At 59.8% G+C, this 12,025-nt stretch carries 17 protein-coding genes and 2 pseudogenes; 5 read left to right on the top strand and 14 right to left on the bottom strand.

Annotated elements, in window-relative coordinates; genetic code table 11:
* Window positions 1-64: 64 nt before the first annotated feature.
* A complete protein-coding gene (gene nhaA / locus NB231_RS09170) occupies window positions 65-1,291 on the bottom strand; it encodes a Na+/H+ antiporter NhaA (protein WP_005001998.1) in 1,227 nt (408 codons plus the stop codon).
* Window positions 1,292-1,468: 177 nt separating this feature from the next.
* Entirely contained in the window at window positions 1,469-2,173 is a 705-nt protein-coding gene (locus tag NB231_RS09165; RefSeq protein ID WP_005001992.1) for a response regulator transcription factor, read from the bottom strand.
* Between the two features lie 318 nt (window positions 2,174-2,491).
* Between NB231_RS09165 and NB231_RS09160 the strand changes: the two genes are divergently transcribed.
* From NB231_RS09160 to NB231_RS09145, 3 genes are all read left to right on the top strand, one after another.
* On the top strand, window positions 2,492-2,704 hold the full coding sequence (locus NB231_RS09160; RefSeq protein ID WP_005001990.1) for a hypothetical protein: 213 nt from the start codon (window positions 2,492-2,494) through the stop codon (window positions 2,702-2,704).
* Window positions 2,705-3,334, top strand: coding sequence for a response regulator transcription factor (locus NB231_RS09155; protein ID WP_005001988.1), 630 nt, complete (start codon window positions 2,705-2,707; stop codon window positions 3,332-3,334). It abuts the gene before it with no gap.
* Window positions 3,335-4,331: 997 nt separating this feature from the next.
* A complete protein-coding gene (locus NB231_RS09145) occupies window positions 4,332-5,534 on the top strand; it encodes a sensor histidine kinase (RefSeq protein WP_408634404.1) in 1,203 nt (400 codons plus the stop codon).
* A 95-nt stretch (window positions 5,535-5,629) separates the two neighbouring features.
* On the opposite strand, the gene NB231_RS16895 is transcribed toward NB231_RS09145, so the two are convergent.
* Genes NB231_RS16895 through NB231_RS17730 form a run of 3 tightly spaced genes read right to left on the bottom strand, consistent with a single transcriptional unit; the run spans window position 5,630 to window position 6,359 of the window.
* Complete coding sequence (locus tag NB231_RS16895; protein WP_005001982.1) at window positions 5,630-5,872, bottom strand: glycoside hydrolase family 15 protein; 243 nt, start codon at window positions 5,870-5,872, stop codon at window positions 5,630-5,632.
* Between the two features lie 18 nt (window positions 5,873-5,890).
* Window positions 5,891-6,031: a hypothetical protein gene (locus NB231_RS18565; RefSeq protein WP_005001981.1), complete on the bottom strand. Its 141-nt coding sequence runs from the start codon at window positions 6,029-6,031 to the stop codon at window positions 5,891-5,893.
* Window positions 6,003-6,359 (bottom strand): glycoside hydrolase family 15 protein, encoded by a 357-nt coding sequence (locus tag NB231_RS17730; protein WP_232210534.1) that lies wholly within the window; start codon window positions 6,357-6,359, stop codon window positions 6,003-6,005. The genes NB231_RS18565 and NB231_RS17730 overlap by 29 nt, the downstream gene beginning before the upstream one ends.
* Window positions 6,360-6,537: 178 nt before the next feature.
* Here NB231_RS17730 and NB231_RS09135 point away from each other — a divergent pair, with 178 nt between their 5' ends.
* On the top strand, window positions 6,538-7,923 hold the full coding sequence (locus NB231_RS09135; RefSeq protein ID WP_040661712.1) for an IS4-like element ISNmo2 family transposase: 1,386 nt from the start codon (window positions 6,538-6,540) through the stop codon (window positions 7,921-7,923).
* Here NB231_RS09135 and NB231_RS20290 read toward each other — a convergent pair.
* Window positions 7,915-8,286, bottom strand: a complete 372-nt coding sequence (locus NB231_RS20290) for a hypothetical protein (RefSeq protein WP_198007273.1) — start codon at window positions 8,284-8,286, stop codon at window positions 7,915-7,917. The two genes, NB231_RS09135 and NB231_RS20290, sit on opposite strands and share 9 nt — an antisense overlap.
* Window positions 8,287-8,328: 42 nt before the next feature.
* Here NB231_RS20290 and NB231_RS20285 point away from each other — a divergent pair, with 42 nt between their 5' ends.
* Window positions 8,329-8,583: an IS4 family transposase gene (locus tag NB231_RS20285; RefSeq protein ID WP_005001975.1), complete on the top strand. Its 255-nt coding sequence runs from the start codon at window positions 8,329-8,331 to the stop codon at window positions 8,581-8,583.
* Window positions 8,584-8,680: 97 nt separating this feature from the next.
* On the opposite strand, the gene NB231_RS19615 is transcribed toward NB231_RS20285, so the two are convergent.
* From NB231_RS19615 to NB231_RS19595, 8 genes and pseudogenes are all read right to left on the bottom strand, one after another.
* Window positions 8,681-8,830, bottom strand: coding sequence for a hypothetical protein (locus NB231_RS19615; protein WP_005001974.1), 150 nt, complete (start codon window positions 8,828-8,830; stop codon window positions 8,681-8,683).
* 104 nt (window positions 8,831-8,934) lie between these two features.
* A pseudogene (locus NB231_RS20280) lies at window positions 8,935-9,090 on the bottom strand (transposase family protein); the annotation flags it as partial.
* A 106-nt stretch (window positions 9,091-9,196) separates the two neighbouring features.
* Entirely contained in the window at window positions 9,197-9,343 is a 147-nt protein-coding gene (locus NB231_RS18560; RefSeq protein WP_005001966.1) for a hypothetical protein, read from the bottom strand.
* On the bottom strand, window positions 9,340-9,663 hold the full coding sequence (locus NB231_RS19105; protein WP_005001964.1) for a winged helix-turn-helix domain-containing protein: 324 nt from the start codon (window positions 9,661-9,663) through the stop codon (window positions 9,340-9,342). Before NB231_RS19105 ends, NB231_RS18560 begins: the two co-directional genes overlap by 4 nt.
* Window positions 9,664-9,770: 107 nt before the next feature.
* Window positions 9,771-10,004, bottom strand: a pseudogene (locus NB231_RS20275) (response regulator); the annotation flags it as partial.
* 140 nt (window positions 10,005-10,144) lie between these two features.
* The gene (locus tag NB231_RS09115) at window positions 10,145-10,360 is read right to left on the bottom strand and encodes a hypothetical protein (protein ID WP_005001959.1); all 216 of its coding nucleotides are present in this window, start codon (window positions 10,358-10,360) and stop codon (window positions 10,145-10,147) included.
* 82 nt (window positions 10,361-10,442) lie between these two features.
* Window positions 10,443-10,928 (bottom strand): hypothetical protein, encoded by a 486-nt coding sequence (locus NB231_RS19600; protein ID WP_005001958.1) that lies wholly within the window; start codon window positions 10,926-10,928, stop codon window positions 10,443-10,445.
* A complete protein-coding gene (locus NB231_RS19595; RefSeq protein WP_232210430.1) occupies window positions 10,832-11,707 on the bottom strand; it encodes a metalloregulator ArsR/SmtB family transcription factor in 876 nt (291 codons plus the stop codon). The genes NB231_RS19600 and NB231_RS19595 overlap by 97 nt, the downstream gene beginning before the upstream one ends.
* Between the last annotated feature and the right edge of the window lie 318 nt (window positions 11,708-12,025).

Genomic DNA, 12,025 nt, shown 5'->3' with positions numbered 1-12,025 from the left:
GTGCTTCGGGGAGACGATGGGTGTCGTTCACCCTCGACAAAGCGCGCGCGTGTCCGGAGACGGGTTACTGTGAAGTGTGAGACGGGATCATCGGTTGAGTGGTCCGTTGCCATTGTACGGCGGTAACGGGTGTCGTGAGCCGTAGCACTGTGTAGCCGGTCACGGCCGATATCAATGAGCCCAGCATGATGCCAACCCGGTGTGCTACCACTACCGAGTTGCCCTGGACGTGGTCAAAAGCCAGCGAAGCGATGAAAAGGCTCATGGTGAAACCGATGCCGGTCAACAGCGAGACGCCGTAGAGATGTCGCCAACCCACACGCTCCGGTAGTTGCGCGCAGCCCATCTGAATGGCGAGCCAGGATAGGGTGAATACTCCGGCCTGCTTACCAATGAACAACCCCAGGGCGATTCCCCATGTGACCGGACTGGTGAGCACCGCCGAATCGATGGCGTCGATCGAAATGCCGGCATTGGCGAAAGCGAAAATCGGTAGTATGCCGAACGCGACCCACGGCTGCAGCTCATGTTCCATGCGTTGCAGCGGTGATTTCTCCCCCACGCGGCCGCCACGGTGCGGGACAGTCAGCCCCACGGCCACGCCCGCCAGGGTGGCATGTACGCCCGATTGCAGCACGCAGAGCCATGCAAACGCGCCCAACAGGACGTAGGGCGCGATTTGGCGCACGCCCAGGACGTTAAGCAAGGCAAGCCCTGCAACCGCGGCGACGGCCAGCAGCAGGGCAGGCAATGCGAGGTTGCCTGTGTAGAAGATCGCAATGATCACTACGGCGCCGATGTCATCGATCACCGCGAGCGCAAGCAGGAACGTTTTGAGGCTGGATGGTACGCGAGAGCCGAGTAACGCCAGAACGCCGAGGGAGAACGCGATGTCCGTTGCCGCCGGAATCGCCCAACCAGCTAGGGCGATTGGGTCATCCCAGGCGATCGCGGTATAGATGGCGATCGGTGCTAGCATGCCGCCGAGGGCGGCAATACCCGGTAACACCGCTCGCGTGGGGCTGGAAAGGGTGCCTTCGAGGCACTCGCGCTTGATCTCCAAGGCCACGTGCAGGAAGAAAATCGCCATCAAACCGTCGTTGATCCACAGCAACAGGGGCTTCACCAGTGTGGCGTCTGCGGCCTGGATGCCGAGCGGGAGGGACAGCAGGCGTTCGTAAAGTGGTGCCAAAGGAGGGGCGTTGGCAGCGATCATGGCCGCTGCGGCCGCGCCCATCAGGAGAATGCCCGCCGCTGCCGGCTGCTGGAAGAGCTGTTTGAATGTACTCATGATCTATATCGATGCCTACTTTCTTGTTGCCGTCGCACTGCCGAATTTTGGTCGGGCAACCGATTCTGCCAAATGATACGGCGATTCACTGGAGGGTGGTGCGCGTCGAATCGATGCCCAGTACGCTACCCAAGTACAATCGCGGTAGTCTCCTCCGCTGAAAGGGGGCACACTGTGCTAACGTTCACTCTCGGGAAGAAAACTAGAGAGGCCAACGGGGGGGTGGTCTTTCCGCTGCCGTCCGAACGGGCGCTGGGTAAGCTCGCCCAGTAAATCGATGCGCAGCGCTATTCGGATCAGTTCCGCTAGATTGGTTGCCTCGGTCTTGCGCATAATCCGCGCGCGATGGGCCTCAACTGTCTTCTTGCTGAGCCCTAATTCTCCCGCAATCATGCGGTTCGAACTCCCCTTGATCATTGGTATGAGCACCTCCCATTCCCGCGCCGTAAGAGCGTCGAAACGGTTTCGCAGAGTCTGTCGCGCGGCTCTGTCCGCTGCTGCAACTTGGTCGATTTCTATTGCTCGGTGCACGGCATCGAGTAGCATTTGGTCATTGAATGGTTTCTCTAGGAAATCGGCGGCGCCGTGTTTGAGGGCATCAACGGCCGTTGCGACGTCGCTGCCCTTAGATAGAAAAATCACGGGGAGCTCGATGTCGTCCTCGCTCAGGCGATGCTGGAAGGTGGCCACGCAGAGTTCGGGTGTCGAGGCATCGGCGAGTATGCAGCCCCGGCTGCATCGCATTATTCGCGCGAGGCACGCATCTGCGGAGTTGAAGTATTCGGCCTCGATATGTACTGAGGAGAATAGCTTTTGGAGTGTTGCAACGATGAGGGCATCGGAATCGATAACGTAAACTGTCGGATTATCACTTGTTAACATGACCGGCACTCCTTCGCCCAGCTGGGTGTCTCCTCGCGTCCCGAAACGACCATAACCCTACAAGGCCCGCGCTACGGCTCATTAAGGGAGGATCCGGAGCGGGGTAGAAGCCGGAGTAAGCTTGCGGTTCTCCCGCATTTACCGAGCATCGATTGATATTTAAAGTATGGCGAATCGCTTGAAAGTCAGATCGATATTCGTACAGAAACCTTGTAAAGCAGTACCTTACTAGGAATACCACGAATGCCAACGCATTTCCGAGCTTGTGGTGTTGCGTTGAGGAAAAACCGAACGGCTGAAAAAGTAACGGGAGAGACGATGGCCAATCATAAGCATTTTCAAGCCTGGTTGCGCTTCGCACGCCGCCTCGATTGGTCTTCCGAGCGGCGCGATGCCAGCTGCGTGCGCGCTTTTGCCGCTTTGCAGTTGGCCATGGAAAAGTGCGTTCGCGTTGAGACTTCGTGGCCGCGAGTGTATTCCACGGCAACGAAAAAAATAGGCCTGAACGACAAACCTTGCTCGGCGCAGTAAATGCCTGAGTCGAGCATAATCTATGTAGTGGACGACAGTCCGGAAGTTCGGAAATCATTGGTGATGATGCTACGCTCGAGGGGACAGCAGAGCCGCGGTTTCGCCGATGCAAGGGCTTTCCTGCAGGCTTGCCCGCCCGAGGCCAGTGGCTGTTTGATCGTAGATGTTCGAATGCCCGGTCTGAGTGGGCTTGATCTGCAGCATTGTCTTCATGAACGAGGTTATACGTTGCCGGTGATTGTTATTACCGGCCATGGCGATGTGGCGATGGCGGCGCGTGCGTTGAAAGCGGGCGCCCTCGATTTCATCGAGAAGCCGTTCGCTCCGTCCACACTGATGCCCCTGATCGACGAAGCGCTGATTCTCGATGCTGAGCGCAGGGAGCGACGCCGTGAGGAGGCGACGTTCACAGCGCGTTTGGCGTTGCTCAAACCGCGCGAGCGGGAAATCCTACGGCAGGTTGCCAATGGCCGCTACAATAAGACGATAGCCACCGATCTCGGCGTCAGCGTTTCAACCGTAGAACTCCATCGGAAGAAGATCATGGAAAAACTCCGTGCGAATTCACTCTACGATTTAATGCGCATCGCTGAGTTTGACCGCGAACTCGGGCATGGTAAGCCCATGTAGCATTGAATACTTGGGCAAACACTTATTGAAGGCAATGTAACGCCGTTTGCCTGCGTTCGGTCACCTCGATACCAGCCAGTGATATCAATATATAGCCAGCACGCCGACTATGCAGGGGTTCTAAGGATTGTGAAACAACCAAAACTTGTAATCCGGACAAGCGCAGCCATAAGGTGACGTGGCACGACATGGTACCGGTTCTGATCTTGCTGCGCAAACGGTGCAGAAACATCGGATCCACGTTGATCCAGTCGTCGGTCCGGCTACCGATCAAATTATCCCCCAATACTCCGAATGATCGACACATGCTGCGATTGGCGCGCACGATGCATAGTTGGTGATCGAGCAGCACCCGTGGCGGGACGCTGCGTGGAAGGGTGTTTATGCTTCTCATGAGTGATTTCCTGACCAACTGTCCATGCTCAGAGGCGGCGGCGTCTGGATAGCCGTGCGCCGGGCTGGGGCCCGGGTGGCTGATGGCGAGCATGCCGCCCGCGGTGACGATATAGCCGGAATCGGCTGCGGCGCACTACCGCTTCTCATCGTGTATTCACCTGTGCCGAATCGAATAAGAATCGGTGCGGTGTGAGCGTTTGCTCAGATGGGTTGGTGCGGGGTGCGGCACGTCCATGTGCCGCATCCCTGAAATACCATAACCGAGCGGTTCTAGTTGGGGTATTCGGGCGAACCTGGGCGCCGTTCGGGGTTACCCTATCCAAATCTTGGGCCGACGCGAGGCTGCTGGGTCGTATAGCTTCGCTACAAGAGCAAAAGCAGCGGGCTTTGCATGAGGCCGCTTCCATCGGCACATGGCAGGCAATCGATCAATAAATCTATTGACATAGATCAGGCTTATCTATAGCCGAGATAAGTTATCATTAGTATGTAAAATCCTTGTATTGGGATGTTCTATGGGTAAGGGATCTGGTAAGCCGGCTTGCTGCAGTCGGTGGAGTTATCGATGGGGAGTAAGTCGGCGGTGGTTCAAGGGGGGTCTGTGAGGCGAAGCCCGCATGCAGGGAGTTCGGTTACTACTCTGTTCAAGCGAGGCGTGGGGTTCCATCATTTGCTCGACAGGCTACCGGCCGGGGCGTATGTATGTGATTCGAATGGGCTGATTATGTATTACAACCAGCGGGCGGTCGAGCTCTGGGGGCGTGCCCCCAAACTCAATGATCCCGAAGACCGATACTGCGGCTCTTCTCGGCTGTATTCCGCAGAAGACGGTTCACCGCTGCCGCTTGACCAATGCTGGATGGCGTTGGCGTTGCGTGAGGGGGTAGGATACAACGATCGGGAAATCATCTTTGAGCGCCCGGACGGCAAACGTCTGACTATGCTGGCTAACGCTAACCCGATCAGGGACGATTCCGGGGTGCTTCTTGGGGCGATCAATGTGCTCATGGACATCACCGATCGGAAATTGGCCGAAGAAGAGCAACGCCACCTGCGTGCAGCGCTCGCGAAAAGAGGGCGGCTTAACTTTGCTGGGGAAGTGGCCGCGGGGATCGCCCACGAACTCAATCAGCCGCTGACCGCGCTCGTCAATTACAGCGAGGCTTGCGTTAATCTGCTGCGCTCGGGCACGGCCAGTACCGACGCGCTTATCGCGGCAATCGAACAGATCGCCGAGCAGGGGCAGCGGGCCGCCGAGATCATTCGGCGTCTGCGCGCGCTCATGCGCAAGGCACCGCTGCAGCGAGAATCAATGGATTTGCATGCGCTTATTCGCAGAGCGGTCGACTATATGGCCGCCGAGGTCTGTATGGCCGCCGAGGTCTGTCAGGAAAGAGTTCGTCTGCGGGTCGAGCTGGCTGAATCGTTGCCTAGGGTGAGAGTCGACCCCATTCAAATCCAGCAGGTTTTAGCGAGTCTGATGCGTAACAGCCTTGAGGCGATGAACGATCCTCGGGTTGCTCATCGGGAGCTCACGATACAAGCCGAGCGGGCGGGCGATGATAGTGTGACGATTACCGTGCGCGACACGGGTTGGGGGTTCGCTGAAGGCGTTCATGAGCTGCTTTTCTATCCCTTCTTTACCACCAAACCCGAGGGCATGGGGCTAGGATTGCCGATCAGTGCCTCCATTGTCGAGGCGCACGGGGGCCGGTTATGGGCAACTGCGGAGTCCGGCGTGAGCACGAGTTTTCACTTCACGGTGCCCTGTGCCGACTCCCCTGGCTTGGATGGGGGTGATTAAATTCCGAGATACGTTGTGAGGGCAGCTGGCTGCTCCGCAGGCCGTCGTCCGGCCGGCTTAGGCTTTCGGGCAAGCCAGGCAAAAGCCCGCTGCATTCATCGACCGGGGAGGCGATGAAGTGCCGTCCCTTGCCGCTCCAGGCCCAGATTGTGCGCGGTATTGATGAGCCCGACATGGGGAAAAACCTGTGGAAAATTGCCGAGCAGACGCTGCCGCCGCGGATCATGTTCTTCTGCTAGCAAGCCGACGTCGTTGCGGATCACAAGCAGGCGCTCGAAGAGCTCGCGCGCCTCGTCTTGGCGCCCCATCAGCGCCAGAGTATCGGCCAGCCAGAACAAGCAGATGAGGAAGGCGCTTTAGTCACCGGGTACACCGTCCGCTCCTTCCGCCAGGGAATAGCGCATGAGGAAGCCGTCGTTCATCAGATTGTTCTGAATCGTCTCGACTGTGCCCTTGATGCGCGGGTCGTCAGGCGGCAGGAAGCCGACCAGCGGCATCAAGTGTTTCACCGCCGTAATACTGTACGAACGCGTTGCGCCGTTCGCTAAACCCATTGTCGCAGACTTCGCTGTGGACCGTCTCACGTAGCGCGCGCCAGTGCGCAGCATCGCCTTCCAAGCCGAAGTGTCCGATCGCCTTGACGGCGCGGTCAAACGCCACCCAAGTCATTACCTTGGAATGGGTGAAATCGCGTGGCGGCCCGCGCATCTCCCAGATCCCGGAGCCCTTGTCCCACCAATGTTTTTCGAGGTATTTGAGCAGCTCGAGCTGGACGCGCCAGGTGTCGTCATCCGGCTGAATGCCATGGCGTCGGGCCGTATACAGACCATCTATAATCTCGCCGTAAATGTCGAGCTGGGTCTGAGTATAATACTGCTACCTTAACGACCACAATTGTATATTGATCATGAAGTTGTGTGATTATTAAAGGCTAGGCTCTCGGAGCATTTCGGATAGAATTGATTGTGAGAAAACCCTCCCATCCGATCCCGAGAGCCTAGCCATGAAAAACTCTATTCGCTGCGCCCGCTCATGGCAAATCCAGCGCTTGAAGAGGTCCTTCCTACAAGTGCGCGGACTGCCGTTTTTCGATGTTTTATCCACCCGTGTGTTGAGCCAGTTCGCCGAACGCGCGTGCGGCGGGCGTGATCGGATATTCACCCCCTTGGTGGTATTGAAAGCCTTCCTCTTCCAGGTGCTCAGTCAGGACGGTTCGTGCAAACACGCGGTGGCGCGGGTGCTGTCCGAGCGGCTGCAAAGCGGCCAAAGCGCCAATTCCATCAACACCGGGCCGTATTGCAAAGCCCGCCAACGCCTGCCCCGTGCGCCCTTGGAGAACGCGGTCCGGGAGAGCGGACAGACGCTGCACCAACGCGCGCCTTCAGCCTGGGGTTGGCGTGGCCATCGCGTGGTGCTCGCCGATGGCACTACCGCACTGATGCCCGATACGCTCGATAATCAGCGTGAGTTCCCCCAACAGGGCAACCAACAACCCGGCCTCGGGTTTCCCATCGTGCGCATCGTGGCCCTGATTTCGCTCGGCGCGGGTGCTGTGCTCGATTATGCCCTCGGCCCTTATCAGGGCAAGGGCAGCGGAGAGAGCTCTTTGTTCAGCACCCTCCTGCACACCCTGCAGCCGGGCGACCTGCTACTCGCCGACCGCTACTACTGCACCTACGCGATCATGGCGTTGCTGGTCCACCACGGGGTGCAGGGGCTCTTTCAAAAGCATGCCCAGCGAAAGCCGCATTGGCACCGCGGCGAGCGACTCGGCGCCAAGGATCATCTCATTAAATGGGCCAAGCCGCCCCGCAAGCCCGTGTGGATGAGCGCACAAGACTACCTCAAGCTGCCGCCGACGCTGACCATTCGCGAGCTGGCAGTCAACGGCATCGTCTACGTCACCACCCTATCGAACCCCAAACGCTACCCCCGCCGCGCCCTGGCCGAGCACTACCGCTCACGCTGGACGATCGAGTTGGATCTGCGCAGCATCAAAACCGATATGGCCATGGAGCGGCTGCGCTGCAAGAGCCCAGAGCGGGTCAGAAAAGAGATCGCGGCTCATTTGTTGGCCTACAATCTCGTGCGCGCCAACTTGAACCGAGCCGCGCAGTGCTTCGAGAAAATCCCGCGCCAACTCAGCTTCAAATCGGCGCTACAATTGCTCAACAACGCCGCCTCCCAGCTGTTGCTACTGTCTGGAAAGGCACTGCAAGCTTTTGCCACCGCATTGCTGCAGGCGATGGCGTTGTCCCCAATAGGCCGGCAAAAACGCCTGCCACAACCCCGTGCAGTCAAACGACGCCCTAAGCCCTATCCCTTGCTCACCAGGCCCCGCCATGCGGCGTGCCAAGCCATCCGTCGGCCAACGAATTCGTTAAGGTAGCAGTATTAGGGTCTGAGTATGAGCGCCGTTGCCGATTCGCACCGGGCGGCTGCCTTCATAGCCGCTCAGCCAGTCGAGCTCGCGCTCGGGCAGGCGCCGCTCGCCGCCGAGCTGCTCCGGCAGCGAAGTGGTCGGCGCGGCCACCATGCCGCCGGTTTCACTGTCGGTCAGTGCCTTCAGCGTAATCAAAGAACGCACCACCGGCTCGTGGTACTCGCCACGCACGTCGCAGCGCGCGCTCCACTCGTGCCACCACCGCAGCGTCGCCTCGAGCGCGGCCGCGAAGAGCGCCAGCTTGGCAGTGCGCAGCGCCTGGAGAGCTGCCTTGCGATCGATCTGGTGGTCGCCTGGCGGGTCTTCCATCTGGCCAAGCAGGGTCGCGAGTAGGCCAACGCCTCGGCCAGCGTGTACTTCGAGGACGATGAGTGGAAGGCGCTGCTGATCCGCACCGGCGCCAAGGCCGACCCCCAGTCCGGCGATGAGCCCAGCTTGCGCGAGGCTATGCGCTTGGTTGCTCAGCTCGGCGGCTTTCTCGGGCGTAAGGGCGACGGCGAGCCCGGCATCCAGACCATCTGGCGTGGCCTGCAGCGACTCGATGACCTTACGGTGATGTACCGGGAGCTGACTCGGATCCTCACGGCCCGTCAACGCCCGCCCTGATGTCAGCGAACTTATGGGTAAGGGTCAGCATAGGGAGGCTCACATGAATTCGTTCATCGCCCTCCGCTATCGAGCGGCCCCGGGGAATCAGAAGGTGTCATTGGGCAAGGCTTTGCTTCCTCATCTTCCCGTTCTCGGGCACATCGAAGGCTATGAACAGGCTCTTAGTGGCCAGTGCGCTGAGCACCTGAGCGGCCTTGCGGTCCTCGAAGTGATCGAAGCGGCCGCGCAGGGTCTTGCCCTCCATGGCGATATAGCGTGCTGCGCTCCCTCGCCGTCCAGATCAGAGGCATGGCGACGGAAGGCAAGCTCGACGGCTTTGGCAGCCAAGCCCTGGAGGGCGTAGCGAATGGAGGTATGGGCCGGCGCGCGCTTCCAGTGCAGTTGGCACAGAGCGTTCAGGCGTTCACGGTGAGCATCCATGAATCGTTGGATCTTTCGGTAAGAGGTCGCACCCGAGACCACGGCCAGGATGCTGAACAGCAGAAGGTGGGTTAGGTCATACATCCGGCCCTGAGTCCGGCGATGATCGGGAATCGCTGATAGGTAAGCCTTGAGCTGCATGAGTATCACTAGTAATCCTGCAGGTTACAAGACAATCTGCATCATTCTCTCAGCATTGAACAGCCCTGGAGTCGAAGCGCTGTTCCATTTCTGCATCGACCAGATGGTCCATGAGTAGGGCAGCGATACTGAGCACCAACACGATGGTGCTGCCGAGCAGCAGTACGACTCGGTTGGACAATGAGCCGGTTTTCACGGGATCAGGTAGCCGATGCCGCGCCGGGTTTGCACCAGCCCGTCTAGGGAGGCGGCGGCGAGTTTGCGGCGCAAGCCGAATACCAGCGCCTCGACACTGCGCTCGGAGGATTCCGAGTCGCTGCCGGCGGTGCGCTCGAGTATTTCGTTGCGTGTGAACACGCGGCCGCGATGGCGCGCCAGTAGCGAGAGCAGGGCAAATTCGCGTGGGGTGAGCGGTATGACCTGACCGTGCGCGAGCGCACGGTGGGCACGTTGGTCGATGCGCAACGCCCCGAGCTCGAGCAATGGTGGCTGCGCCTGTTTGGGCCGTCGCGCCAAGGCATGCAGGCGTGCCAGCAGCTCATCGAATGCGAACGGCTTGACCAGTAATCATCGGCGCCGCGATCGAGCGTCTCGACCCGGTCGGCGACCTGATCGCGCGCCGAGAGCACCAGCACCCGCGGCCGTGCGGGCCGGTTGGCTAGCCCGCGCAGTAGCGTTAGCCAATCCACGTGCGGCAGCATCAGATCGAGCACGATCAGCTCGTAATCATAGGTCTCGAGGAAGCCGCGGGCTTCGGTGCCGTCGACGGCGGCGCCCACCGCAAATCCGGCCGCACGCAGGCCACGCTGGAGGCTGGTGCGCAGCCGCTCGGAGTCTTCAACCAGTAGCAGTTTCATCTTCCATTGGCATCAGAGAACGTTTCCCAAGGGTGACTAATCCGCGGTATCCGACGTTTTTTCGGACGCTGCGCAGCAAGGTGGCGGGATAATGCAGTTGGCACACCCGGCTCAGTTCGCAAGAGGCGTCGGAATGGCGCTTAAGATCGTCCATGTCGCCAGATCTTGGCTGCGGAAAGAAGTAAAACACCGGCGAGCAACGGCAGGAGAACCGCGCTCGGCATGATTCCAAGCAGCTGCCCGCCGATGCCGGCTCCAATGATCGAGCCAATTGCCATGACAAGCACGAAGGTGCGGTTCTCCGCCAAGACCACAAAGTTGCGATCCCGGCTGTAGCGGGTGAATCCGACGACCATCGTAGGCAGGCTGACAGAGCCTCAGAGTCGGACAAACGCAACTATATGAAATATAATTTATTTATTCTTAAAAGAGTCGCTTTCATGAGCTTAGAAGCGTAGTTTCGGGGTCGAAATCGCCCGCATAAGCCCCGGCCGGCTCCCGGGGTGAAAAGGCGCCGTCAACGGCGGTGACAGAGCGGTAGCGAGCGGAGATCCCCAGCCGCAGCCGGATCTCTTCCACAAAGGACTGGCGACCCGCCGCAAGGCGCTCGGTCGAAACGGGTTCGCGACTCCGCGAGTGCACTCGCAGTGCATCAGCGACCCCGCGTGTTTGGGCACTGGCGAGTTCGCCGCTGTCGGTGAGCCCAAGCAAAGCGGCAAGTGCATCTCGATCAATCACCGCATAGCGCTTGGGCGGCCGTTGAATCTCCCGGGACCCGCATGCGTCCCACGCTTCAGGATGACGCACTGCCCCGGCCCGGACCATGTTCAAGTCGATGTAGGCCAGACAGCGGACCCAATGACCCGCGCTGTCCACGGCGGTCGCACGGTAGCGGTCTTCCCAAAACGCCCCTTCCGGCCGCACCGGTTGAACTCTTGATCTGTACGCCCTGCGATAAGCTGCACGCTGGGCGCGATCTCGCCTTGCCCTCGACTTGCACCCGGGAGTGGACGGGATTGGACGTCGCGATGCAGTTGAGAACCTGCAACCCGAAGCGCTTCCTGGCCTCGAACAGCCCGTGTTGCCAGCGCCTGCGATCGCGCGTGAACTTGAGCAGAAACGCCCTTTGTTTGGTGGCAGCGATGCGTGATGTGCCAGATGCAACCTGGCGGATGGTAGCGGTGGGGCGCGGGGCATCGGCTTCCTCCCTGAAGCGTCGTTTTCAACTTCAAAATGCAGCATCTAAGGCAGAAATCGCGCCCGGATACCGCAGAACCACCATGCATGTCAATTGCTTGCATGGGTCTGACCCTGCCCTTTGCTCGGCCATCTGGGAGCGGCAGGCGTTGCGGGTGCAGACAAAGAGCGCGTGTAACGGTCTGGACATGGGTCGCTCCCAGCCGGTCAGATTGAACAACGCCCGCCGGGTCGGTCGGTCGGTCGGGCATGCGTTGCAGACGCTCGTCGTCCTGCGTGAACGGGGGCTGGTGAGAACACCCATCGGCGACGGCGTGAATTGTCTCGCGCGCCCAGGCGGGGAAGGCGCCGGCGAGGCGGTAATGGATCCAGACCCGGTCCCGGCGCGCGTCCACGAGCCCCGTCTCGCGCAGCACGGCCAAGTGACGTGACATTTTCGGTTGGGGCACGCGCAGGGCGATCATGAGCTCGCAGACGCAGAGCTCGCCCGAGCGTGCCAGCAGCACGGCCGCCCGCAGCCGCGTGCGCTCGGACAGGGCGCGGAAGAGCGCTTCGGGCTGCAGTGCGGTGTCGTCGAGTCGTCTGTTTCAAGCGGTACGTCCATGCGCTCGTTGACCTAAACGATTCAAAGTCAAAGGGATCCGGCGGCGAAGGCCATGGAAGCCGGGCGGCGATGGTTGGAAATATATGCGTGTATTCAGATATATGCAATTTCAGATATAACAGTTCGGCTGTGCCGCGTCGGCATCGTTTCGATAAATCCGCTCAACCTGACTATATTCGATACAAGAGAGGGGTTTTCCGGCCTCGCCAAAGCGCGGCAG

The organism is Nitrococcus mobilis Nb-231 (genome assembly GCF_000153205.1).
GTDB lineage: Bacteria > Pseudomonadota > Gammaproteobacteria > Nitrococcales > Nitrococcaceae > Nitrococcus > Nitrococcus mobilis.
Note: the sequence above shows the minus strand (reverse complement) of the source record. Positions and strands in the feature narration are given on the sequence as shown.